The 25,950-nt window shown below is 39.5% G+C and carries 21 protein-coding genes; 9 read left to right on the top strand and 12 right to left on the bottom strand.

Going from position 1 to position 25,950, the window contains the following annotated elements; all coding sequences use genetic code 11:
• Positions 1-51: 51 nt before the first annotated feature.
• The gene (gene smpB, locus ACSFVZ_RS12880) at positions 52-531 is read left to right on the top strand and encodes an SsrA-binding protein SmpB (protein WP_063700124.1); all 480 of its coding nucleotides are present in this window, start codon (positions 52-54) and stop codon (positions 529-531) included.
• Between the two features lie 264 nt (positions 532-795).
• Positions 796-3,321, top strand: coding sequence for a TonB-dependent receptor (locus tag ACSFVZ_RS12875; RefSeq protein ID WP_425343233.1), 2,526 nt, complete (start codon positions 796-798; stop codon positions 3,319-3,321).
• A gap of 68 nt (positions 3,322-3,389) precedes the next feature.
• Here the strand turns inward: ACSFVZ_RS12875 and ACSFVZ_RS12870 are convergent, their stop codons facing one another.
• Together ACSFVZ_RS12870 and queE are read right to left on the bottom strand one after the other, a co-directional pair.
• Positions 3,390-3,995, bottom strand: a complete 606-nt coding sequence (locus ACSFVZ_RS12870; protein ID WP_135924050.1) for a peroxiredoxin C — start codon at positions 3,993-3,995, stop codon at positions 3,390-3,392.
• A gap of 300 nt (positions 3,996-4,295) precedes the next feature.
• Complete coding sequence (gene queE / locus ACSFVZ_RS12865; protein WP_135924049.1) at positions 4,296-4,961, bottom strand: 7-carboxy-7-deazaguanine synthase QueE; 666 nt, start codon at positions 4,959-4,961, stop codon at positions 4,296-4,298.
• A 122-nt stretch (positions 4,962-5,083) separates the two neighbouring features.
• Between queE and queC the strand changes: the two genes are divergently transcribed.
• Complete coding sequence (gene queC / locus ACSFVZ_RS12860) at positions 5,084-5,764, top strand: 7-cyano-7-deazaguanine synthase QueC (protein ID WP_281546462.1); 681 nt, start codon at positions 5,084-5,086, stop codon at positions 5,762-5,764.
• Positions 5,765-5,798: 34 nt separating this feature from the next.
• Here queC and ACSFVZ_RS12855 read toward each other — a convergent pair whose 3' ends face one another.
• The 4 genes from ACSFVZ_RS12855 to ACSFVZ_RS12840 all read right to left on the bottom strand — a co-directional run bounded on the left by ACSFVZ_RS12855 (position 5,799) and on the right by ACSFVZ_RS12840 (position 10,390).
• Complete coding sequence (locus ACSFVZ_RS12855) at positions 5,799-7,973, bottom strand: exonuclease domain-containing protein (protein WP_435559006.1); 2,175 nt, start codon at positions 7,971-7,973, stop codon at positions 5,799-5,801.
• Positions 7,974-8,039: 66 nt separating this feature from the next.
• On the bottom strand, positions 8,040-8,228 hold the full coding sequence (locus ACSFVZ_RS12850) for a DUF3185 family protein (RefSeq protein WP_135924046.1): 189 nt from the start codon (positions 8,226-8,228) through the stop codon (positions 8,040-8,042).
• A gap of 78 nt (positions 8,229-8,306) precedes the next feature.
• Complete coding sequence (locus ACSFVZ_RS12845) at positions 8,307-9,716, bottom strand: sensor histidine kinase (RefSeq protein WP_435559005.1); 1,410 nt, start codon at positions 9,714-9,716, stop codon at positions 8,307-8,309.
• Entirely contained in the window at positions 9,716-10,390 is a 675-nt protein-coding gene (locus tag ACSFVZ_RS12840) for a response regulator transcription factor (RefSeq protein ID WP_435559004.1), read from the bottom strand. Before ACSFVZ_RS12840 ends, ACSFVZ_RS12845 begins: the two co-directional genes overlap by 1 nt.
• 174 nt (positions 10,391-10,564) lie before the next feature.
• On the opposite strand from ACSFVZ_RS12840, the gene ACSFVZ_RS12835 reads away from it, so the two are divergent.
• From ACSFVZ_RS12835 to ACSFVZ_RS12825, 3 genes are read left to right on the top strand one after another with little or no spacing between them, the layout of a single operon-like run.
• Positions 10,565-12,508, top strand: coding sequence for an LTA synthase family protein (locus tag ACSFVZ_RS12835; protein WP_435559003.1), 1,944 nt, complete (start codon positions 10,565-10,567; stop codon positions 12,506-12,508).
• A 15-nt stretch (positions 12,509-12,523) separates the two neighbouring features.
• Positions 12,524-14,149, top strand: coding sequence for a phosphoethanolamine transferase (locus ACSFVZ_RS12830; RefSeq protein ID WP_435559002.1), 1,626 nt, complete (start codon positions 12,524-12,526; stop codon positions 14,147-14,149).
• A gap of 20 nt (positions 14,150-14,169) precedes the next feature.
• Positions 14,170-14,550: a diacylglycerol kinase gene (locus ACSFVZ_RS12825; RefSeq protein WP_435559001.1), complete on the top strand. Its 381-nt coding sequence runs from the start codon at positions 14,170-14,172 to the stop codon at positions 14,548-14,550.
• On the opposite strand, the gene ACSFVZ_RS12820 is transcribed toward ACSFVZ_RS12825, so the two are convergent.
• From ACSFVZ_RS12820 to ACSFVZ_RS12795, 6 genes are all read right to left on the bottom strand, one after another.
• The gene (locus ACSFVZ_RS12820) at positions 14,547-14,780 is read right to left on the bottom strand and encodes a hypothetical protein (RefSeq protein ID WP_135924040.1); all 234 of its coding nucleotides are present in this window, start codon (positions 14,778-14,780) and stop codon (positions 14,547-14,549) included. The genes ACSFVZ_RS12825 and ACSFVZ_RS12820 overlap by 4 nt on opposite strands.
• Before the next feature lie 49 nt (positions 14,781-14,829).
• The gene (locus ACSFVZ_RS12815) at positions 14,830-15,582 is read right to left on the bottom strand and encodes a hypothetical protein (RefSeq protein WP_435558999.1); all 753 of its coding nucleotides are present in this window, start codon (positions 15,580-15,582) and stop codon (positions 14,830-14,832) included.
• Between the two features lie 64 nt (positions 15,583-15,646).
• The gene (locus tag ACSFVZ_RS12810; protein WP_435558998.1) at positions 15,647-17,158 is read right to left on the bottom strand and encodes a glycoside hydrolase family 10-like protein; all 1,512 of its coding nucleotides are present in this window, start codon (positions 17,156-17,158) and stop codon (positions 15,647-15,649) included.
• Positions 17,159-17,228: 70 nt separating this feature from the next.
• The gene (locus tag ACSFVZ_RS12805) at positions 17,229-19,847 is read right to left on the bottom strand and encodes a TonB-dependent receptor (RefSeq protein ID WP_435558997.1); all 2,619 of its coding nucleotides are present in this window, start codon (positions 19,845-19,847) and stop codon (positions 17,229-17,231) included.
• A 564-nt stretch (positions 19,848-20,411) separates the two neighbouring features.
• Positions 20,412-21,257 (bottom strand): HDOD domain-containing protein, encoded by an 846-nt coding sequence (locus ACSFVZ_RS12800; protein ID WP_421966250.1) that lies wholly within the window; start codon positions 21,255-21,257, stop codon positions 20,412-20,414.
• Positions 21,258-21,436: 179 nt separating this feature from the next.
• A complete protein-coding gene (locus ACSFVZ_RS12795) occupies positions 21,437-21,736 on the bottom strand; it encodes a hypothetical protein (RefSeq protein WP_435558996.1) in 300 nt (99 codons plus the stop codon).
• Between the two features lie 320 nt (positions 21,737-22,056).
• On the opposite strand from ACSFVZ_RS12795, the gene ACSFVZ_RS12790 reads away from it, so the two are divergent.
• The 3 genes from ACSFVZ_RS12790 (at position 22,057) to ACSFVZ_RS12780 (ending at position 25,856) form a co-directional block, all read left to right on the top strand.
• Positions 22,057-23,802, top strand: a complete 1,746-nt coding sequence (locus ACSFVZ_RS12790; protein WP_435558995.1) for an ATP-binding protein — start codon at positions 22,057-22,059, stop codon at positions 23,800-23,802.
• Between the two features lie 232 nt (positions 23,803-24,034).
• A complete protein-coding gene (locus ACSFVZ_RS12785; RefSeq protein ID WP_235383475.1) occupies positions 24,035-24,235 on the top strand; it encodes a hypothetical protein in 201 nt (66 codons plus the stop codon).
• Between the two features lie 244 nt (positions 24,236-24,479).
• Positions 24,480-25,856, top strand: coding sequence for an alpha-amylase family glycosyl hydrolase (locus ACSFVZ_RS12780; RefSeq protein WP_435558994.1), 1,377 nt, complete (start codon positions 24,480-24,482; stop codon positions 25,854-25,856).
• Positions 25,857-25,950 lie beyond the last annotated feature (94 nt).

Below are 25,950 nucleotides of genomic sequence, written 5' to 3'. Positions count from 1 at the left end.
CCTTAAAAAAGCGATGTAAAAACGCTGTTTTTACGTATAATATGAACCACTATGGCTAAGAAAAAATCATCTAAATCGACAAGTAATACCATCGCGCTTAACAAAAAAGCGCGCCATGAGTATTTTTTACACGATAAGTTCGAAGCAGGGGTTGAACTACAGGGCTGGGAAGTAAAAAGTATCCGAGCTGGTAAAGTAAACATCTCTGAGACTTATATTCATATTAAAAACGGCGAAGCATTTTTACTTGGCAGTCAAATTCAGCCACTCAATAGTGCTTCTACTCACGTGATTTGCGATCCTCTTCGTTATCGTAAGTTACTTTTAAATAAGCGTGAAATCGATCGTCTTATCGGTGCCACAGAACGCGATGGGTTTTCTTTAATCGCAACTGCAATGTACTGGAAAAAATGCTGGGTGAAGTTGGAGTTCCACCTTGCTAAAGGTAAAAAGATGCACGACAAACGCGAAGACGGAAAAAACAAAGATTGGGCGCGTGAAAAAGAACGCCTAATGAAACATAAAGCATAATTCTGCTCTTTGAGCCTAACTTAAGGTTAGGCTCCTATCCCTTATAAACTCTCGCTTTTTACAAATAAATCAATACCCTTTCTAAAAACCCATACTTTTTTGCTATTTCAAACAATATCATTTACATGATATCAATCTTTACTGTGATATTTTCACAATACTTTCACAATTAAACAAGGATTGAAATTTATGAAGAACACCCACCGCTTTATACAGCGACCTCTCTATGCATTTACAATTGCAGCGTTAAGTGGCACAAGTTTTATGTCTGTTGCCGCACAATCAGATGGAGCTGAAAAGGTCGAGCGTATTGAAGTTACAGGTTCTCGCATTAAGCGCTCTGATATTGAAGGCCCTTCACCGGTACAATCTATTAGTCGTGCTGATATCGACAATATGGGTTACGACAATCTACAGCAACTATTGGAGCGTATGCCAGTTGCAGGTAATGGAACTTTCTCTACGCGCGGTAATAACCAAGACTCAACAGCAAATGGTGCCGCTGCAGTGAGTCTTCGTGGCTTAGGTTCAGATGCAACACTGGTACTAATTAATGGCCGCCGTGTATCTATTAGTGCCTTTGCAGAAAGCATTACCAATTCATTTGTTGATATCAACTCAATCCCAGTCTCTGCTATTGAGCGTATCGATATTTTAAAGGATGGCGCATCAGCAATTTATGGTTCTGATGCAGTTGCAGGTGTAGTTAATATCATCTTAAAGAAAGATATCAATGGTCTGGAAGTAAACCTAGGTTACGGCGGTACTGATGGTCCTAACTACGAAGAGAAAACGGCAAGCCTAGTTTGGGGTACGAGTACTGAAAAAAGCAGTGCGTCAATCATTATTGACTACTTTAACAACACAGCGCTGTCTTCTGATGAAATGGGTCGCTTAGGTACTGCAAATCAAGAACCTTATGGCGGCATGGATTTTCGTTCATCGCGTGGCTTCCCTGGCTACTTTTACGTAGATGGCGAAAAAACAATTGACCCTGCATGCCCGGCAGAAAATGCCACAGCAAGTGGGAGCTGTTTATTTGACTACGGTCCATTTGGTTATGTAACTCCGGCGTCAGAGCGTGTTGGTGCTATATCACAGTTTGAATACAACTTTGATAACGGTATTTCAGCTTTCTTAGAAGTGGCTGTACAACATAATACATCGCAAGCAGCTGGTGCCCCTACCCCTCTTGATGAAGATGCAGGCTTAACAGTGCCAGCAAGTCACCCAAATAACCCATTTGGCCAAGATATCGAGATTGGTCGCTACAGAACGGTAGATGCAGGCCCTCGTCAATGGGACATTGAGTCAGATACGTTACGTTTTGTTGCTGGTTTAAGAGGTGAGATCAGTGACTGGAGCTGGGAAGCGGCAGTTCAAAAAGGCCGTAGTAAATCAATGCAAACAGGTGATAGAAGCCAAGGTTGGGTGCGCACTGATTTCTTACAACAAGAAATTGACGCAGGTAACTATAACCCATTCGGTGGCACCTATAATGACCAAGCAGTTATTGATCGAATTACCACAAGCTTAGTTCGCCGCGGCGAATCTCACATGACATCATTTGATGCAAATATCAGTGGTGAAGCATTTAGCTTTGGCGATGATGTAGTGATGATGGCTGCAGGTATTGAATACCGTGAAGAAGATGTGAGCGATATTCCAGATGACCAATTCCAACGCGGGTTAATCTTTGGTACTGAGTCTGTATCAGCTGCAGCAGAGCGCGATCAGTATGCTGCTTATATTGAGTTTTCAATTCCGTTAGCAGAAAACTTAGAGCTGCAATTAGCAGGTCGTTACGATGATTACAGTGACTTTGGTTCAACAACAAACCCTAAAGTAGCTGTGCGCTGGGCACCAACAGATTCAATTACTGTGCGTGGTTCTTGGGCTCAAGGTTTCCGTGCTCCTTCACTGGCACAGATTGGTTTAGGTCCATCTGAAGAAAGTCAGTTCTTTGTAGATACTTATCGTTGCCAGGCAACGGGACAGGATTGTAATGCTCTAGATTACAATATCCAATTTGCGGGTAACCCGAACCTTGAAGCTGAAGAATCAGAGTCATGGAACGTGGGCTTCATTTGGGCACCAACCGCTGAGTTTGGCTTTGGGATCGATGTATGGAGCATTACACAAGATAATAAGATAGACGAACAAGAGTTCGGCCCTATCTATGATAACAACTGTAACGATCAAAACAGCACTGTGTGTGTGCGTTTAGCACCACAAAATGGTCAAAGTTTAGGTGTAATCCAAAAAGTTTACAGCACCTTTGAAAACGTTTCATCGCAAGAAGTATCGGGTGTTGATGTGTCGGCAAACTACACTCATGCTATGAACGATTACGGCTTCTTAAAATTCAATTTAGAATGGGCATACCAAAACGAATTTAAAAAAGATGGTCGCGATTACACAGGCGAGTACCGTTACCCTGAAAACCGTTGGATTTTCTCAACAAATTGGGAAATGGGTGACTTCAATACCAATGTGAACGTTAGCTACACAGGCGAGTTTGAAGATACACCAGACATCGACTTTGATGGAAACTTAGACTTTGATAGCAACACATCACGTATGGTTGATTCGCAAACACTGGTTGATTTACAAACTGCGTATAACTTCTCAGATAAAATCAAACTATCTGTGGGTGTGAATAACGTATTTGATGAAGATCCTCCGTTCGCGATCGGCGATGGTGATGGCGACTTATATGGCTATGTATCGAGCGTACATAACCCACGTGGTCGTTATTTCTATACTAAGCTAACAATGCGCTTTAATTAATCTCGTTGAGCTTAAAAACAAAAACCCGCCAATTGGCGGGTTTTTTAATTCGCTAACAAAGGCCTAAATTATAGGTCGCCTTCGTTTTCAGAAAGGAATTTAGCAACACCTTCAGGGCTTGCATCCATACCTTTTTTACCTTCAGTCCAACCTGCCGGACATACTTCACCGTGCTCGCTGTGGAACGCTAGCGCGTCAACCATGCGGATCATTTCGTCGATGTTACGGCCTAGTGGAAGGTCGTTAACTACTTGGTGACGTACGTTACCTTCTTCGTCGATTAGGAAAGAACCACGGAAAGCAACACCAGCTTCTGGGTGCTCAACGTCGTATGCTTTACAGATTTCGTGTTTAACGTCTGCAACTAGTGCATATTTAACTTGACCAATACCACCGTCAGCAACGGCAGTGTTACGCCATGCATTGTGTGAGAATTGTGAATCGATAGAAACACCGATTACTTCAACGCCACGCTTTTGGAACTCTTCAAAACGCTTGTCGAAAGCGATTAACTCTGAAGGACAAACGAAAGTGAAGTCTAACGGGTAAAAGAAGATAACTGCTTTTTTACCTTTGATAGTTTCTTTTAGGTTGAAGTTTTCAACGATTTCACCGTTACCTAGAACAGCTGCTGCAGTAAAGTCTGGTGCCTGACGGCCAACTAATACACCCATTTTTATCTCCAAATATTTGAGTTTATTTCCAATTGCATAAGCAATACTTACCTTTATATGGTTCCAAAAAACTAAAAACCAAGAGTAAGCACTGATATTTTGTAAGATAGTTTAAAGAGGTTACAGAGAAATGAACAATCGGAAATATCGATATCACCAATCGGAAAAATTGATTTAGCTAAGTTACTCATTATCCATTGAATATTAATGAATGAACAACTGACTAAAGAGTAGAGCGTGCCCTCTCAAAGATATATTCTACAGAGCACAACACGCATCTTAAATCAGTACATCAGCAGGCTAACTAATCCCTAAGTATTTATGCACCTGAACTGATAAACGCCAATTTTTCTCAATACATGTTTCAATAGCAAGTTTGGTCGCTGACTGCTTTTGACTAATTGGTTGAAGGTACACTAAACGTGGATTCACACCCGTTTTTAAGAATAAGTCTTCAAGCTCTTCAACATGCTTTTGCATTGCAACAGGGTGTTTTATTTCGTCAGCACGCTGCATCGCACTGCGCAGTACTTTATAGCCACCACGCATATTAATCTTTGGTGATACGGTCACCCATGTTTGCTCAGGCGCTAAAATCTCAAATGTGCCGCTGGTTTCAATTTGCGTCGAGTAACCATTTGCATGTAATAGTTCACACACTGGGTTTAGGTCGTACATGCATGGCTCACCCCCGGTGATAACCACATGTTTAGCGTTATAGCCACGTTCTTTAAATAATGCTAATACTTGCTCTGCTGATGCTTCTGCCCAATGATCAGAATCCGCTTTTTTCTCGACCGTGTCATCAAGAGACACTTTATATACATTATCAACATCCCATGTTTGCTTCGTATCACACCAAGCACAGCCTACAGGGCAGCCTTGTAAACGTAAAAAGATTGAAGGTGTACCCGTAAAACTTGCTTCACCTTGAATTGTTTCAAACACTTCGTTAATTTTGTACAAAAGACATCTCACTTACGACACGACGGTATAAAATACATACCATCAGATAAACCAAAAACACTGGCAAAAATTGTTATTTAGGCCCGAGCCGTGTAGTATATCGCGCCCTGAAGTAAACCTCTATCAAAAGTAAGAGCAAAACAGTTATGACGCAAAAAGTAGTTGTTATTTATTCCGGCGGTATGGACTCGTTTACCGTATTAAATAAAGCCCTGCAACAAGGCCACGAAGTGTATGCCCTGTCGTTCGACTACGGCCAGCGTCATGTTAAAGAGCTTAAAGTTGCCGCTCAAGTATGTGAAAAATTAGGTGTTCCACATAAAATTGTTGATATTTCAGCGATCAACCAATTGATTGGTGGTTCATCACTGACCGACGATATTGACGTGCCAGAAGGTCACTACGAAGAAGAAAGTATGAAGAGCACAATTGTGCCTAACCGCAACATGATCTTACTTTCACTGGCTGTGGGTTATGCGGTTTCTTTAAAAGCCAGCAAAGTTTATTACGGTGCGCACTCAGGCGATCATGCTATTTATCCTGATTGTCGCCCTGAGTTTGTGCAAAAAATGGATGATGTTTGCCGTATTGCTAATTACGACGCTGTTGAGATTTTCAGCCCGTACTTAAACAATACCAAAATCGACATTTTGACAGACGGTTTAAAAATGGGTCTTGATTACAGCCAAACATGGACCTGTTACAACGGCCGCGACAAAGCCTGTGGCAAATGTGGTGCCTGCCAAGAACGCTTAGAAGCTTTCGCATTAAATAACGTTACCGACCCTATCGAGTACGAATAACCATAACGTTTACGTTTACGTTTAAAAGGCGAGATTAACTCGCCTTTTTTGATTGTGTTTGTTGGATAAGTTTTAGCAGCTCTGCAGTGGCAGTCGCATCGGCTAATGCTCGGTGATGATTAGTTAAATTCAATTCAAAATGTGCCGCTAAATTACCGAGTGAATAAGACTTAAGCTTTGGAAATGCTTTGCGCGATTCAACCACTGTACAAAGCTTTGGCATTTTAAAGCCCTGCCCGATTGCATTGTATTCTTTGCGAATAAAACCGTAATCAAAATTCACATTATGGGCAACAAAAACACTGCCTTTTAAAAGTGAACGCAGTGTATCGGCAACCTCTTCAAAGCGAGGAGCATCACGCACCATCGCAGCATTAATCCCTGTTAGCTTAGTGATAAAGGCAGGAATACTTCGCTCAGGATTGATTAAACTTGCCCATTGCTTTATCACTTCGCCCGCTTGTAACTGCACAACTGCAATTTCGGTGATTTTATTATTACCTTGTACGCCACCCGTGGTTTCTATATCAACGACACTATAAATATGGTTCGGATCATTAAACCAATTTACTGCAACGATATTTACTGCAAAGCCCTGCTGTTTTAACACCTCAATACTGACAAGTTGGTTACGTCTTAGTTTGTCGCCAGGGGCTTTTACTTCTTCAAAGGTGAGCTTATCACCTTTTAGGACCATCAAGTCTGGATAGCCGTCTTTTAGCTGCTTAAAGGTTTTTGACATTTGTAATAAATGCGCTTTTAAATTTGCAAGCGGGCTGTGTTTTATTAATACCTCTAGCGGTTCTAAAATATCGCTATGCCACATAAAAACACCATTAGGTGTTTCGTAAAACTGTCCTGCATTTTTGCAGACATGTTTATACAAGGCTTCATTGCTAGTGAAATTTGCAAGCTTTTGCTCAATTTGTGTTTGTTGCAAAGTGTAAAAGCAATCAGCCTGCAACACCTTTGGGTAAATATCAAATTCATTACACGGCGGGTGCGCTGTATCTATAAAGAGTTCTTGCCAAAACGTTAAGGTAAAGAAGCTCAACCAAAGATTATTCTCAGTAAAAAATACCGTGTTACCTAGCTGTTGATAGTGCTCGCACACTCCTTGCTCTACATCGCCACGGTAAATATCATCAATCTCTAATTGATGCTCTGTATCCATGAGCATTTGTGTTAAGCGTGAACGTTGTTGCTTGTTATATTTACGCTGTAAAAAATCTTCAGCAAAATACAAAATGCCATCATCAAGTGGGTCTTGAATAATACTTTCAAGCTTTTGCTCAACCCAGTCTTTATCTCCTTGCTTATAACGCTGGCGAATTGCCAGCTCTTGCGCTTCACTGCTGCCTTCACAGTGCTCAAGTAACTCAAATGCAAATGCTAAGTTATGCTCTTTGAGTTGTTTGTATAGGCGAATAAGTAACTTATTTTTAATACTCTGGGCTAGTTCATCTTCACAGCTGATAGCTAAAAGCGCTTGGGCTAAGTTTTGATACTGTGTTTGTGACTCGCTTTGCTTAAACTGCATGCGTAATTGGTTTAATTGATAATGTGTTTGTGCCTCGGCTAGCGTTTGAAAACGCGATAAGCTCTCGCTGACATCGCTACGCACTTTTGCAATTCCTAAGTCTCGCATCACAAATCGGTTTTGATGATTTATATCGCCGCCACTCAGTCGGCCACTGTATAAAAACTCAAAATATTCATAATATTGGTCTCGGCTATTAACTACAAACTGACTAAACAATGCCTCTAAATCAGCGTGGCTACGATCGATATGTTGTTTACACAGTTGGGTTAAGCTCTGTTTGCTGGCTGATTTTTTGTAATCAGCTTGAGTCGCCATTAACGCATCGTTTGCTAATAAGGTTAACAGGGTTGGCTTTGTTAAATGTTCAAGCAATAGATCTAATTCGTCGTTGTTAGGATGCGCTACCAGTCCTTGTTGTTTTAACTTAAAAATAGCACCGTGAAGATTAGGGATCTCTTCATAATTTAATGATGACAATGCGACAATTTTTGGCTTACGAGAATAAATACGCAGCAAAGTACACAAGCTTTGCTCATCAAGTTGAAGGAGTTTTTTAAGAAATTGCTGCTGCTCTGCTAAAAGCAGATGCCTGCACTGAGATTGAATAAACTCAGCAAGCTCAAAGAAGTGACTTAAATAATATTTTGCTGGTAATTGTGTTTTCATAGCCAAACCTGATACTGTATATAATTACAGTATCAGGTATTAGCTGAGCGATTTCAATATTTGAGGCTATTTAACTTTTAAAATACCGACAACCGCGCAAATTGCGCCACCCACCATACCTAACCAAGCTTCAATCGGCGTATCGCCGCTAAAAGTTCGGCTAATTTGCGCACTCGCCGAGTCATACACGTTGTAACCCCAAACCGCGAGTGCTACACCAATAACAATTAAAGCAATCCCTATAATTTTTCCCATTGTGTTGTTCCTTATTGTTGTTTTTTATTACATGTTAGTACGAACAGTTTTGCACATAAAATAATTAGCTGCAAAACCTTAAGCAATAATCAAACTAAAGATTATGTTTTGCCCACTTAACGAAACATGAAGCTCTGCACCAATTGCTCGACTTAACGCCTTGGCAATTGATAAACCTAAACCGAAGTTATCATTAGACGTTCTGGCACTGTCTTTTTGCCATAGTGGATCAAATAACTGGCTAATATCTTCATCTGTTAAGGATACTTTTAATTCATTAGTAACAGAGAATTGCAACTTACCCTCGTCATTCAACTGCGTACTTACAATCACTACGCTCTTTTCTGGGCTATATTGTTTAGCGTTATTGACAAGGTTGGTGATGATTGATTCAAGTGCAAATAGATTACTAACAATCGCCGGTATATCTTCTTGAAGTGCAAATTCAACTCGCTCTAAATCGCACTTTTCTAAGATGCGCATTATGACCTGATTTAAATCACAAGCGTCTTGTTTTGGGAGTGCTTCATTGCTGTATTTATGCAGTAGCAATAAGTTCGACACAATGCTTTTTAACCGTTGGCTAATTTTTAGTACCTCGGGTTTAAAATCGGCTTCAAATTCTTTTTCATCAGGAAAACGAATTGCCACTTCGGTCATGTTGATTAGCTCAGCAATAGGGGTTTTTAGTTCATGAGCGATGTCTGAGGTTAAACGTTTTTCGCGAAAGTAAAGCTGCCTATTTTCTTGAATAAAGGCATTTAAGCTATTTACAATCGGCTGCAGCTCTTTAACTGGTTCTTTAACAACAATTATTGCGTTTTTATCAGCGATACTGAGCTTACTTATATCACGATTTAATTTATTGAGTGGTGCTAGCGAGCTGTCGACCGATTTACGTACAAAAAGCCGAATAAACACAATGACGGTCACTGTGGTAACAATAAAAATAACGTCAATTAACCACAAAATAAAATCAACTTCTTCAGAAGACGCGGCATAGGCCAAAGTAAGCGTGCTGTGATGTGGTCTACTCACTCCATCATAAAAATTCCTATGTGAGTGCGAGTCAAGTTGCGGCTGAAAACGAGTATAAATGATTCGTCCATCACGACCATCCGGTAGCTGGGTGCTCATTATTTTCGTTTCACCCAATTTTAACTCTTCAAACTTAAGGTTCTTCAACGCAAATAAATTAAGGCTTTGTGAGCGTGTAAACACCCCCTCCTCAGTCCACATCTGAAAATACTCAGGCTCAAGCTGCCCATCAAACTCTGGCATAAATTCACTCGAGAAATTAAAAGCCAACCCTTCTTCATCTTCATGAACCAGCGTCATCAGCATGCCAGCTTTAGAATGTAAGCCTCGATTAAATTCATTATCAACCCAGCTATCAACAGCGATGTCCGTTGCTAATAATATACTTAATACAAGCCCTGTTATTGCTATCGAAAGAGTAACAACCAACTTACTGCGAATTGATTTCATTATTTTCCTTGAATGATATAACCAAAACCACGCTTAGTTTGAATAGGTAACTCGCCACCTGCTGCTCTAACCTTTTTACGTGCCGATGATAAATGCGCCTCAATAGAGTTTTTCGAAACCAAGTCATATTGCCCAGCAATATAAGTACTTAACTTTTCTGATGTAATCACTTTATTTTGATTGCTAAATAAGCACTCAACAATTTTGTATTCGTTGGGTGTAAGGTCGATGACAGTGTCACCGACTTGCAACAGTTTTAATTGTAAGTTCAAAGACAGGTTATCTATGCTTATCACGTCACTGATTGTTTTCAAGCCACCGCGACGCATCAAGTTTAATAACCTTGCATGAAGCTCATCAAACGAAAATGGTTTTGTTAGGTAGTCATCGGCCCCTGTCAGCAGCCCTTTCACTTTGTCTTCAGGCTCTTGCTTGGCAGATAAAATCAGCACACGCACATCGAGCTGCTTTGCTCTAATTGTTTGTAATAAGGTAATACCATCAATGCTGGGTAACATAATGTCGAGTATGATTAATTCGTAATCTCCTGTCATTGCCATACTAAGTCCTTCAGCACCATCGCCAGTTTCATCAATGGTAAAACCTAGGTTTTCAAGGCCAATTCGTAGACTACGTCTTAATGACACTGAATCTTCAATAATTAACAATTTCATATGTTACTCAAATAGGTAAAAACACTTTTACGTCATCAGGTTACGCTTTGAATCTTAAGATTCACTTAAGATTTACTGAAGTTTTTCTAGTTTAGAAAATATTAAGATTACCATAAGGATTTCTTAAGTTTTGCTTCCTACTATTGCCGTAGTTTCGATTAAGTAAGTATGACTATGACAGCAAAACTCTCTGTTTTAAAACCTTTGTTCCGTTTTTCATTAATTTTAATGTCAGTATTTATACTGTCGAGAATAGCTTTGCTAGTATGGCAAAACCAAAGGTTAGCTGATGGCGATAGCCTAGCCGTTTTATTTGGCGGCTTAAGAGTTGACTTAAGCAGCTTAGGTTACTTGTCAGCCTTGGCTGTTTTAATGTTACTCGCTGATGTGCTTTTGCGCAGCAAAACTGCTTTTTTTCAGCATGTTTTTACTCTTTATAGCAGCATAGTTGTGACTTTAATCGTGGTTGTTGAGGCTTCGACACCCGCGTTTATTACCCAGTACGATGTACGACCAAATCGTTTATTTGTCGAATACCTAGACTACCCTCAAGAAGTATTCTCTATGCTGTTAAATGGCCATCTGCTGGCTATGATAAGCAGCTTGATTATTGCAACATTAAGTTGTGTGTTTGCGTATCGCTTTATAAGCGCAGCATTTAGTAAACAACAAAACACTAAAAAGGTTAGCCAAGTTGTAATACTCGTTACCACCTTATTAGTTTGTTTAATTAGCGCAAGAGGTACTGTAAGTCATCGCCCGTTAAACCCTGCGTTAGTGTACTTTTCAAGTGACTCGCTGGTTAACTCCTTGGCCCTTAATTCAACTTACAGTGTCGCATTTGCTATTAAAAATATGGGCAATGAAAAAAATGCCAGTAGCTTGTATGGCACCATGCCACGTGATGAAATTTTACAAACAGTCAAGCAAGCCGCCTATAAACAGCAATTTATCACTGAGAGTATACCTACTCTTGCTAACAACCAGCCTTTTAACACCGGCAAACAAAAGAATTTAGTGATCATTTTAGAAGAAAGCTTAGGCGCACGCTTTGTTGGTGAATTAGGTGGCATTGGCGTGACTCCTGAACTAGATAAGCTTTATCAACAAGGCTGGGGGTTTGATAACTTATATGCCACTGGCACACGCTCAGTGCGCGGTATCGAAGCGGTAACAACTGGGTTTACCCCATCACCTTCGCGCTCGGTGGTCAAACTTTCTAAATCTCAGCGTAACTTTTTCTCACTTGCTGATGTATTAAGCCGAACAGGTTATACCACCCAGTTTATTTACGGCGGTGAAAGTCATTTCGATAATATGAAAAGCTTTTTCTTAGGCAATGGTTTTAGCGATATTGTAGATATTAATGACATGCAAAACCCTGAGTTTATTTCGTCGTGGGGAGCAAGCGACGAAGACTTGTTCAATCAAGCTGATAAAGAGCTAAACGAGCTAAATAAATCGGGCAAACCATTTTTCAGCCTTGTGTTTACCTCAAGTAACCACGATCCATTCGATATTCCAGAAGGTAAAGTAACACTGCCTGAAGGCCACGACCCAGAAAACTACAAACGCGATCTAGCAATCAAATATGCTGATTATGCTCTTGGTAAATTCATCGCGAAGGCAAAAACGCAAGATTACTGGCAAGACACGGTATTTTTAGTGGTTGCTGATCATGATGTACGGGTGTTTGGCTCAGAGCCTGTGCCGCTTAAATCATTCCACATCCCTGCTGTGATCCTTAATAGTGATATGGATGCAAAGCGCGATACTCGCTTAGTCAGCCAAATTGATTTACCTGTTACTTTGTTGTCGTTATTAGGCGTTGAGCAAGCAACCCCTATGCTTGGTTATGATTTAACGAAACAATACCCTGTTGAGCGCGCCATGATGCAGTACTACGACAACTTTGCTTACGTAGAAAATGGTGAAGCCGTGATCCTGATGCCAAACCAAAAAGTGAGCTATTGGCGCTATGACCCTGCAAGTAAAACGCAAGTAGCCATCGATAACACAGATAGCAGCGTTGAGCTTGCCAAAAAAGCATTAGCGCACGTCTTATTTAGCAATTTAGCTTATACCGAACAGTTGTATCGCTTACCAAATAAATCGTAGCGATGAGGAATGATTATGAGCATGCAAATTAAACAACTTTTTACTAAAAAATGGCACGTTAGCTACAGCCAATTTGTCTGGCTAGTGTCTTTATATTTAGTTATCGCTTTTAACGGCTTATTTTTATATGACGTGTTTGAGGCGGCAGCCAAGCCTGGGCATGTCGACTGGTTATTCATAATAACCGTGCCGTTTTTCTTATTGGCAATGACGGCAATGGTGTTAAGTTGGTTATCGCTAATCACCTTTGTTAAACCGGTACTTTTAACAAGCATCGTGGTTTCATCGTTGTTGTTTTATGCAACCTTAAATTACGGTGTTATCTTTGATAAAAGCATGCTGCAAAATATCTTAGAAACAAATTCAGGCGAGGCATTTTCATACCTTAATGTACAAGTTATCGCTTTTATTGCTGTGCTAGGCGTACTGCCTGCTTACTTGTTTTCTCGCTTTAAAATTGTCGGAAACTTTCGTGTTCGTCTTAAAAGCTTTGCGCTTCTTAACGTTACAGCGTTTATTGCTGTAGCTGTTATTGCCGTTCCTTTTTATAAAGATTACGCATCTGTAGGGCGAAATAATCGCCAATTAACCAGCTACATTACCCCTTTTGCATTTTATACTGCGGGCTTTAAGTACCTGCGCGATAATTATTTTTATCCACCTTTACCATTTAAAGTCTTAGATAAAACACCGCACCTATTAGCTAAGCAACAAAGTTCACTGACGATTATGGTGGTAGGTGAAACAGCCCGTGCAGCAAACTTTTCACTGCAAGGTTACGACAAGCCAACTAATCAATATACCCCTAAACTTGGCGTTAAATATTTCAGTGATGTTAGTTCATGTGGCACCGCAACGGCCATTTCTGTACCTTGCATGTTCTCGCGCTTAGACCGCAATCACTATGATTCTCGCATCGCGCAAAGCCAAGAAAATGCCCTAGATATCATTCAACGAAGTGGTGTCGAAGTAACGTGGATTGATAACAATAGCAGCTGTAAAGGGGTTTGCGTACGGGTAAACTCACAAACTGTAGAACCTACAAAGAGCAACCCACTTTGTGACGGACGCTATTGTTTTGATGAAGTACTGGTTGAAGAGTTAGCTGCAAAGCTTGCCAAAAGTGATGCGAAACACCAACTAGTGGTGTTACATATGATTGGTTCACATGGGCCAACCTACTATCGCCGCTACCCAAAAAAAGACACTAAATTTTTGCCTGACTGCCCACGTAGCGATATCCAAAATTGTAGCAGCGAGCAACTCACAAACACCTATGACAATACCATTGCTTATACCGACTTAGTGCTGAGTAAACTAATTAACTTGCTTAAAGACAGTAAAGCGGATGATAAATCACTGCTATATGTCTCTGATCATGGTGAGTCGTTAGGTGAAAAAGGTTTGTATTTACACGGTTTTCCATATGCATTAGCGCCAAAAGAGCAAACTCAAGTGCCTATGCTGTTTTGGAGTAATAAGCTAGCCGATAGCCATTTTAACCAATGTGTTGAACAACAGCGTAACCATGCTTTTTCGCACGATAACATTTTTGACACCCTACTTGGCTTAACCCATGTCGGAAGTACTAAATATAATCCTGAGCAAGACATTTTGTATGCTTGCTCAAAACAAAGCTAACGAAATAGAGATTTCATACTATGCAATTTGATAGCACTAACAAACCCATAGGCATTAAACGTATTCGCCTTGCATTTAAAAATTCCCAACGTGCATTCACGTGGTTAGCAAAACATGAATCTGCTTTTAAACAAGAGCTGATACTATTGGTCCTTGCCATAGCCGTGGTTTTTGTCTGGCAAATTACCCTGTATGAGAAAATCATGCTGCTTGTATCTGTGCTATTTGTGATGTTTGCTGAAGTGGTCAATACGGCAATTGAAGCCGCCATAGACCGAATAGGCCTTGAAATTCATCCATTATCAGGCCTAGCTAAAGACTTAGGATCCGCAGCCGTACTGATTGCTTTAACGATTTGTGCGTTGGTATGGGGCGGCGTGTTTGTTAATAACCTAAGCTAACTCGCTTTTTTATCATCAGGGGTGTCATTACAAAGTGCACAATGCCGCCCTTTTGATGAGTGATATAAACGGGTTGCGATAAAAATTGCCGTTGCAATAAATGACCAAAGTAACGCAAAACTTAATGCGCTTTGTGTGTCGTGACCTTTAAGGATTTCTACCATAAACAATAAAATAGCCACCAGCGTGAAAACTCTAGTAGCTCTTAAAATCCAAAATTTTGTACTCATAGCTTACTCCTTTAAAAAAGTAAGTGTAGTTCAAAGTAAGTAAAAACACCTAAAAATCCAAAGCAGGCTCAGACAAAATCTGTACATTATTTTTAAATACTTCTAATTGCCCTGCCGGAGATTGTTCAGTACCTAGCACGATAACATGACACACATAGCGATAGCCGTTATTCATGAAGTTATAAAAATGGTTACCGCCACTACCATCAAAGCTTAACGTGCCCCCTGTTATCACCAATCTTGGTTCATCCAGCATTGATTGTTCAATATCCCAAGCCGCATAGCGGTATTGATTTTCTGCCAACTCATCAATACGAATTAAATGCTTTTTTGTCTTCCAAGTTAGTATCGGCTGAGTAAATTCGCGAAGGGTTTCGTGTAAAGCTTGTTTTTGCTCTTCAATAAGCGCTTCGCGTAATGTTTTTTCTGCATCTGATTGATAGGGCACAGCCCAAATAGAGCCATCAAAGTCTAACCAAAGTTTGCCTGAATCAAACATAATACCGCGCCAACCCATCATCTCCCAATCATGACGAATATTTGAGTTAGCTATCGACTCAACAAATTGCTGATCAAATACCTGCTCAAATTTATCGATAAGCATTTGCTTATTCTCAATGTCTTTAAGAGGGGCTTTACGCTGCAATGGATAGTGGACTCGTTCTGCAATCGCCGCTTTATCCCCTGCTTTAAACGCTGCAACCACAGGTTTTACTATTTTGATATGCTTTGTTGCGGCAGTAGCCCATGATGAATAAGAACTACCAATCAGTACGATTGCACTTAACAAAACTGCTTTCACTTTAGTATCCATTTTTTAGTTTTTTAAAGCGTAACAAATTAGGGGACACGCAGTACAGCCTCAACTAAAATTCTAATTGAACTGCATCACTTTGATTACCTAATCTGTCAACGGCTATTACTTTAATTGTTGTTAATGTTTGTTGCTCTTTTTCTGTAGCAACTTTGAGCGTATGTTTATTGTTTGCATAAAGCTGATAATGCCAATCGTCACCGTATTTAAAATACACCAAGCTCTGCGTTACTTGGGGTTCATTTACATGCTGCCAAGATAGCTCAATGTGATTTGCTGAACGTTCATATGAAACTTTAAATGGCTCAACCGCTGGCATGTCTATCCAAGGGGTTTGCGGTATTAATGCTTGGTGCTGAAACACGCCTTTTGCTAATGCATCACTCATTAATCGACTACCGTCAAGCGCCGCAACATTCCAAAAAACAGTGCCTGGCGATGCTAAAAATCCTCGGTTAATCATGATCTGATTAACCACTTCATCGACACCCGCTGTATCAAACGACCGAAGTGCGTTAATACCCGGCCATAAATGACGTTGTTTGGTGTTTTGTGTTTGCCACCAATTTACCAGCAGTGGATAACTTTGCGCGTACTGGTTTATTGGCCAGTACAATTGTGGAGTTAAGTAATCAAGCCACCCCTCGTTTAGCCATAACTTAGCATCCGCATAGAGCTTCTCATACTGATCCATGCCACGAATTGAGTCTGGATTATTGGGTCTGTAGATACCAAATGGGCTAATGCCTACTAACACATGGGGTTTAGTTTCTTTAACACGAGCATAAAGACGTTTAACAAATTGATTGACCGCTTCTCTACGCCAATCTGCAACTGTTAACTTGCCGCCCGCTTTTACATAAGCCTGATATTGTAATGCGTCAGGGAAATCTTTGCCTTCATTATAAGAAGGGTAAGGATAAAAGTAGTCATCGTAGTGAATACCATCTAAATCGTAATTTTTAACAAGTTCCGTTAATGTATTTAAGGTGTGAGCAACCACATCTTGATCGGTTGGTAAAAACCAATAAGTACTATTTTTTAGTTTTACCACTTGGTCTGGCATACGTGTGACCACAGAGTGTTCAGACACAGGACCACCATCAGGATGATGGGCTCGATAAGGATTGAACCACGCATGTATCTTTAGGCCACGCTTATGTGCTTGCTCAATCCAAAACTGTAGTGGGTCATAAAATGGTGCTGGAGCTCTGCCCTGCTCGCCAGTTAAATAATAAGACCAAGGCTCACGACTACTGTGATAGAAGCTATCTGCTTGCGGGCGTACCTGAAAAATCACAGTATTAAAGTTATGCTGTTGTAATTTATCGAGAATTTGAATCGCTTGCCGTTTTTGCTCTGTAACAGCTAACCCAGGCTCAGTTGGCCAGTTAATGTTTGCTACTGTGGCAACCCAAGCAGCACGAAACTCCCTTGCGACTTGTGGTTGGTAAATCGTACCAAGCAGTTGTTTTTCAGTATACGTTGTTTCATTTTTTGACAATAAACTACACGCACTTAAAACCAAGCACATGCTCAATAGCGATAAAATTTTTAAATACATGATCAACCTCATAAAAAAGGCACAGCAATCATGTTGCTGTGCCTTCAATTTCACTAAACTCAAATGAGTATTAGAACTTCATTTGTGCGCCAATCAAGAAGCGACGACCATAATCATGAATTGCTAATGGACGATTAGCATCTGGCATACCTGTGCTATTACCTGAAGTTGCTTTTTGCTCTTCATTTGTTAAGTTAATAGCTTGGAAAATAAGATTAAAATCTTCAGAAATGTTATAGCTAACATTTAAATCATATTGGCCAAAACCATCCTTATACTGGTTTAAGCCAAGGTAATTAGTATAAAAATATTCTGAACGATATGTATAAGAAACACGGGCACTGAAAGCAGTGTTTTCATAATAAACCGTCGCATTAAAAGTATCTTCTGAGTTGTTTGGCAACACAGCTTCTTCACCTGCGGCTTTTTGTTCTGGTGTTTGCTCTAGTTCAGCATCTGAATATGTATAGTTGGTTTGAATACCAAAACCATACATAAGCTTTTGAGTGTAGTTCACTTCAAAGCCCGAATTCTCACCGCCTAGGCCATTTTGAGGCTGAGTCACTAAGAAATCACGAACCTCTTCAACGCCGGTATCAGGGTCTGTCCATGTCCACTGCTTTTCAATCGTTGTATTGGTGATATACGAATCAATATCTTTGTAGAAATAAGCTAATGACAATATTGATGACTCATTAAAGTACCACTCAGCTGATAAATCATATTGAGTCGAACGATAAGGTTTTAAGTCTGGATTACCTTGTGAACCTTTACAGCCTGTCGCCGCTGCACAGTAGCCACTTTTACGCGCTGATAAAAAATCGTAGTCAGGGCGAGACATTACTTTAGCCGCAGCAAAGCGAAGCACAACATCATCCGTAAAGTCATAATTAATGTTTACACTTGGTAAGAAGTCATCGTAGCTATTTGAGCTATATACATCTTGAATATTTTCAGGCGCAAAACTACGTCCTGTGTACTCAACTGAACGAGAGTCAAGCTCTGTTTTAACCGCGCGTACGCCCATATTACCGCGCCACTTATTGTGCTCGAACACGGCTTTGACGTAGCCAGCTGTAACGGTTTCTTCAAGGTCGAAGGTGTAGTCAAGGTGCTCATAAGGACCTGATGTTGGGCTAGTAGACGAGATCCAATCTGCATACTGGTTATTATCAAACTGCCATAAAATGCCGTCGCTAGTAGAATCGCTTGCAAACATACCCAAATTAAAGCTATCACCTGCTGCTGACACTTTTGGATAGTTGGCTTTCATCAAACTGGCAGCTTTTGTATGCTCACGGTACTTTACACCCGCTTTAATTGCAGTGAAAAAACCAGTGTCTAGTAAATATTCAACGTCAAACTGCGCATAAAGCTCATCAGAGTCATTGAGTATGTCATTTTTATGGTTGTAATCTAAACGGTAATCTTGTGGGCTTAAATCTGCCGATAAAGTCACATCTGGCGTACCATTTTCTAACGTAAATGACGCATTTGTATTGGCATAGTACTCTGAATAAACATCACTCACCTCACCGTCAGCTTTACTGTAACCTAGCTGACCTGTAACAGTGTAATCATCTGCTTTGTAAGTCACTTTTAAATCATGAGCTTGAGTCTTAAATTCACCACGGTAGCCCGCATTACCATAATAACCCAAGTTATTGTGTGCTGGTAAATCACCGGCGACAACCGTACCGTCAACGATAACGGGGTTCTCAATGTTAGCAATATTTTGCAGGATAAAACCGCTTGAATACGTTCCATATGATTCATGTTCTGATTTTGAATATAAGTTATTGAAAACAAGATCAAGGTTATCATTTGCAGCGTATTGGAATGTCGCTGTTGCGGTATCTAAATCGCTATCACTTGCGTAGCGGTTGTAACCCACTGCCCCTGGATAAAATTCTGCATTACCATCTTGGTTAGCATCTGTGCTGCGATATCCAAAACGTACTTCTTTACTATCACGCTGCGTTGCTGTTTCTTTATGCACAAAGCCAACATTAAAACCAAAATCTTGGGCTTCATTTTTCCATGAATATAAACCAGACACGTATGGCTTAGTTTCATCTGCGTTTTCAAAGTGGAATGCTTTTACTGAAAGCGCTGCATAGTTAGCTTCACTATCAAGCGGTTTACGTGTTTTTACTACAACAGTGCCACCAATTGACCCCTCATCAATGTCAGCTTCAGCAGACTTATAAACCTCGAGAGTATCGACCATTTCTGCTGGTAATAATGAGTAATTAAAACCACGCGACGGGCGTGTAATTGATGCCGAAGCCGTTGCAGAAGCCACATTTTGGCCATTTAACAGCGTTATATTTAAATGAGGTGCTGTACCACGAATACTCACTCGGTCGCTTTCACCGCCTAAGTCTTTCTCTACTTGCACGCCGGGAATTCGTTGCAATGCATCTGCAACTGTTTGATCAGGAAATTTACCGATATCTTCAGCAGAAACTGCATCAACTACGCTGTTTGAAAAGCGTTTCATATTAATACTTTTCTCAACTGACGCCGCATAGCCGCGGACTTCTATCAGCTCAATATCTTCTTTTGTAACTTTCTTTTTTTCATTTTGTTGATCAGCTGCAAAGGCTGGTGCACATGTTCCAAGTAAAAGAGTTGGGAGCAATGCTTTTTTGATGCAAACAGTTAGCGTGGAGAATTTTTTATTCATGGAAATGTAACCCTATCGTTTTTTAAAAAGTGAGAGATTTGTGACTACAAACTACATAAATGCTCTTTTGAACAACAATTGGTAACAACTTTATTGTTACATTGCGGCTACAATAGTAGTAATATTTTATAAAATCAAGATATTTTATTCTTTAAATTTTTCATATTAACAATATTAAATTCCAAAAAAGAGACAGAAAAACACCCCCACAACTAACCTTAAGATCAAAAGATATTTAAAATCATTGAGTTATGATTATTATTTATAAGACAAGTGTTTTTTAAGAATTGAAGAATTACATTCGCGTGTTTGTTTTGGGGAATTTTTTATTCAAGAACAAAACTTAGAATCAATGGGAATGGGCAAAAAACGTCTATAAAACAAACGCTGCTAGTGCCTATTACAAGCACATGAAATGTTAAGCACTCTTTGGAAAAATAAAACTCAGCTAACACCAGAAAATTTAATATTGAATAGTTTCTGCCTATTTAAAAAAGAGTGATGAAAACTCACCACTCGCAAACTCATCGAAGTTAAGATAAGAGAAAATAAAACTAAATGGCTTTAACTTGCCATCGCATTGTCGACGTAATCTTCGACCATATCAGCAAAATCTTGCTCAACAATACCAAGCTCAGTAAAGCACGCCTCTTTGATTTTAAACCATTCGCTTGAATATTGTTGGTGACGGGCATAATCCACAGCACTTTCTGCACATTTTAAAATGGCATAGGCCATACGTTGTTGTTCATCGTTATTTTGCGCTAAAAAGTGCGTGTTATGATGGTTTAAAATAACGTGACAAAGTGGCTTAGGTAAATGCCAAGAAACAGAGATAAAGTAACCAATCACCGCGTGGTCACACTGGTAGCGTGCTTGTTCAAGGTCTGTAATCGCATGCTCTTTAGCTAGATTTGCTTGTTTAAGTACCTCGACATAATCTGTAAATTTTAATGCCATTGCGGCAATACCCACATTATGAAAAAGCCCTAAAGAATAAAGCTCATCTACTGGCATTAATGACTTATAACTATTACCGAGCAGCACACAAGCATTGGCAACTTCAAGCGACTCATCCCAGAAGCGCTCTAAGCTTATGCAGGCATTGCCTTTAAAATTTTGCTTAAGTAAGGCCAGCGTTACCAACCGATTAAGCTGCTCTAAACCTAAAAACATCGCGGCTTGGCGTATATCACTTATAGTGCGTTGCAAGCCAAACACCGGGCTGTTTATAGTTTTTAACAATAAGGCCGAAAGGCTAATGTCTTTTGAAATTAGTAGGGCTATTTTATCTAAACTTGCATCCGACTTTTGCATTTCATCAGCAATTTGGCTCAATAATTCAGGTTTAGGTGGAATATGAAAACCGCGTTCAAGCGAAACTAGGCGTTGTTCATCTAAGTTGATCATTTGCCCAAGAGCCTCCTTTAATAAGCAACGAGCAATTTAATGGTTTAGATGTGTAAAGTAGCCTAAGAGGTTTGCCTTAGTATTGTTTGAGATCAACTAGTTGCGCAGAAAGAGTATTCATTGCGTAAAAAAACGGCATAGTAATACGTCAATCAATATGCCGCCTATTGGTTATTTGCTTAGTGAGAAAGTACGCTTAGCCACTCATCAGGGTTTGCTAAAATAAACTCAAATACATCATGGTTATTTAACGTAATACGAATGCCATCAGCTGTAATTGGTAAAATACCCGCGCCTTTACCTGAACACTTATCAACGTTATTGATTTGCGATCGTGAAAATGTGTATGGACCTAGGCCTAACTCTTTGTTAAATGGTTCAAAAACAATGTCTTGCTCTGTAACTAAAAGCTTACCATCTGCTTTTGCAACACCTGATTGAATAGTTGCAATTGATTCTTTGACTGTTTGCGCTTGCATATCCTTTACTCCACTTAACAAATGAGTGTTAGCTTACACTCAATTAAACCTTAAAATTCTGTACCAACTTAAGATACAACAAGTAAGAAAAAAGTACAGTGCTATTGATTTAAAATATTTTTTATGAATAGCTTATTAATCGCTTTAGGTTATTTCATGTTATTCGTTAAGGCTTTTTATTATTCACATAAAAAGCCATTCTGACTTTAGTCCATTCTTATGTGAACATAAAAAAATGCTGCTATGCTTAAAAATAATAATGGGATAGATGCCTTAATCTAATGACAAAAGCGCTGCTGCAAACTAAAAAAAAGTTAAAAATGAATGCATCTATCGTGATTGCATTAGTCATATTGCTTACTTTTACTTCTTTATTCTCTTATAAAAATGTCGACTCGCAATGGCATGATTATTCTGAAACAGCAGCAAATGTTTATGTCCTTCACGACAAGCTTATTCAAAAACTAGGTTATGGTGGTTTTATTCATCATTTTAAAAACTTGGTGCTAAGAAAAAACACTGAGCTTTACCTTCCCAAAATTAAAAATGAACTTGCCGCAATAAAAGACTTACTATCCAAACTCAGCGCAATAGAAGAATACGATCAAACAGCGCTTACTGACGTTACAAAAACAGTTAGTGAGTATGAAGCTAAACTCAACATTGCAATAAAAATGATTGCTGAAGGCGCTACAAGTGAGCAAATCGATTTAGTGGCTAAAGTGGATGATGCTGCGGCATTAAAGGCCCTTTCAGAATTCGAAACACACATAAGTACGATACTGAAGGACAAAAGCCTTGCTATCAATAACAACTTTCAACTCGCTTACATCGTACATATTTTAACCATCATCTTGCTTACCAGCATATTGCTTGTTTACTTTAGAAAGCTTTCAAACTCTTATAAACAACAGATTGAACTCACCGAGCGTGCTTTAGAAGGCACACGAATAAAATCAGAGTTTTTAGCTAACATGAGTCATGAAATCCGCACCCCTTTAAACGGCATTATGGGGCTATTACAAATTTTACAGCCAAACATTCAAAAACCGAACAATATAGAAGTTGTTGCTAAGGCGCTGTTTTCTTGTCGATCACTACTTACCATCATCAACGATATTTTAGACTTTTCTAAAATGGAGGCGAACGAGCTATCAGTTGAACAAATAGACTTTTCTCTCTCGCGGGTCGTTGAGTCAATTAATTCTGATTTTTTGCCTGTCTGTAATGAAAAATCTATCTATTTAAAAATTGAAGTTAGTGATGATATAGAGGATTTATGGATTGGCGATCCGGTACGCATAAGACAAATACTGTTAAACCTAGTATCTAATGCTGTTAAATTCACTGAACAAGGAGGTGTAAAAGTTATTGTCAAAAAAGCTGCTCAGCGCGAGGGAATAGAATTAGATGTTATCGACACGGGTATTGGCATGAGCAAAGAAGGACTGTCTCATCTTTTCAATCGATTTCAGCAAGCCGATAACAGCATTACCAGGCGCTTTGGAGGTACAGGTCTTGGCATGTCGATTACAGTTAATTTAATAAACCGCATGGGTGGTAGTATTGATGTAAAAAGTGAACTTGGTAAGGGCACCCGTTTTACAGTGTATTTACCACTTAAGCTATCTCAAAAAGCTCATATTGATGAAACAATTACTCACATTAAAGTACCTGACTTAACAAATCAGACGGTATTAATAGCAGAGGATAACCCTTTAAACACCATGATTATTAAATCAATGCTAGGAGAAACCAATGCTGAACTACACTTCGCACAAGATGGTAAACAAGCTATAGAGTTATTTAATAAGCTCAATCCTAGGCTAGTACTTATGGACATTCAAATGCCAAATATGGGGGGCATTGAAGCGTGTGCTCATATACGAAGAGTTAACGAAGCAGTTCCTATTATCGCTCTTACTGCCAATGTAATGAAAGAAAATATTATCGAGTATATGAACTGCGGCTTTAACGGTCACGTTGGTAAGCCTATTGAAAAACACCTGCTGTTTAACACGATTAATGATGTACTCGAAATTAACCAAAATGAAGGCTTAGATTAAAGTTTTCATCAAAATTCACAGCTTATTTTGCTATTTCAATAAGCTATAAATTTTCAAAAAATGACAAATGAACAGCCCACTCCAAAACACTTATTTAACCTTTACATAACGATTGACTTACAAAAAAAGATCGCCCATAGTCATTAATCATCGGTACACATTGAACCTAATTATAAAACCAATTAGTAGTAGCAACCGCTGCTATCAAAATTAAAATGTGGAGGGGTGCGTTATGAACCGTAAGTCTAAACTAATATACCGTATTATGTTGGCCTCTAAGTTTCATAGCCGTGACAAAGCGATTTCACTTGATAAGCTAAAACAAGGCTGTTGTTTAAGTGAGTCCGAATTGCTAACCGTTTTAAAAGAGCTTGAAATCAACCGACTCATTAGCTGGGATCCCAGCAAATCAACTTTTCAACTATCCGCTTAAAAGCGGACCAAGCCACTGACTATTTGGTTGTTAGCAGTGGCTTTTGTTCAACACATTTATTTAATCATTTAAGTACTTTATTAGTTGCTTATTATCAGAGAATAGTAAGAATCAACTTAATCGATTATGTAAACACAAAGTGAATACGTATGCACTTTATTGTTGCAGCTAAACGCGAAGGCTATAGTAAGGACACCTGCTGATTTTTCAATCAGCATATAAAACTAGACAACAAGGCCTTAAAATGACTCATATTACAAAAAAGTGCTTACTTATATTCATACTTTGTTTACTCGCTTCGGCGTGTACTCAAACAACAAATAGTGCCTACCAACCAAAACCCTATGTAAAGATAACGCATCCGGCATGGTCAAAAAATGCAGTGATGTATCAGCTAAATACTCGCCAGTTTACTAAAGAAGGCACTTTTAATGCCGCACAGCAACAACTGCCGCGCTTAAAGAAATTAGGTGTCGATGTTATTTGGTTAATGCCAATTCACCCTATTGGTGAAGAAAATCGCAAAGGCAGTTTAGGCAGCCCCTACTCAGTAAAAGACTACCGAAAAGTAAACCCTGAATTTGGCACACTAGATGATCTTAAAGCCTTTGTGAATAAAGCACATGACATGGGCATGTACGTTATTTTAGATTGGGTAGCAAACCACAGCGCATGGGATAACTGGCTTAGATATGAACACCCCGATTGGTACGATAGAGACTATCAAGGCCAATTTAGACCGACGCCTTGGTGGGATTGGTCTGACATTATCGACTTTGATTATTCAAAACTAGCGCTTCGTGAGTACATGACAGAGTCGATGAAATACTGGGTAAAAGAAGTCGGTATTGATGGCTATCGTTGTGATGTAGCAGGCTTTGTACCCGTAGACTTTTGGAACAATGTACGCCGTGAGCTTGATGACATAAAGCCTGTTTTAATGCTTGCTGAATGGGAATCGCGCGATTTACATGCCGAAGCCTTTGACATGACATACGCTTGGTCATGGTCTGAACACATGCGCAAAATTGTAAATGGTCATGCAGATGTCAGCGCCCTATTTATTTATTATTCATGGAATGAAAGCGCATTCCCAACTGAAGCTTATCGCCTTGTAGGTGTTGCCAACCATGACACCAATGCTTGGGAAGGTACCATGTTTGAACATTACGGTGAGGCGCTTGAATCTGTCATTGCGCTGTCTGTAGTTGGCGAAGGCTTCCCGATGATTTACAACGGCCAAGAAGCAGGCAACGATAAACGACTCGAATTTTTCGAATGTGACCCTATAAAATGGCAAAAGCACCCTATTGGTGACTTGTATCAGTCACTGTTTGAACTCAAACATAATAATGAAGCACTATGGAATGGCCAATTTGGTGGACGCATGGTACATGTACCAAACACTGCACCAAAAACAGTACTTAGCTTTGTTCGCGCAAAAGGCAACGATAAAGTATTTGCCGTATTTAATTTCTCGAAAGAACCAAAAACAGTCAGTTTTGAAGAGCCATTATATTTAGGTAAGTACACTGATGCTTTTTCAAAACAGGCAATGGAATTTACTCAAACAACAGAACTTACAATTCCAGCATGGGGATTTAGAGTGTTTGTGGAATAGTTTTAAGAGCCTAGGTTCTAGTACTCTTTCACATATATTTTGATCAGTTGCCCCTACTTAAATTCAGGTAACTGATCTTTTTCAATCAATAATT

This window comes from Pseudoalteromonas nanhaiensis (genome assembly GCF_051235485.1).
Classification (GTDB): domain Bacteria; phylum Pseudomonadota; class Gammaproteobacteria; order Enterobacterales; family Alteromonadaceae; genus Pseudoalteromonas; species Pseudoalteromonas lipolytica_C.
Note: the sequence above shows the minus strand (reverse complement) of the source record. Positions and strands in the feature narration are given on the sequence as shown.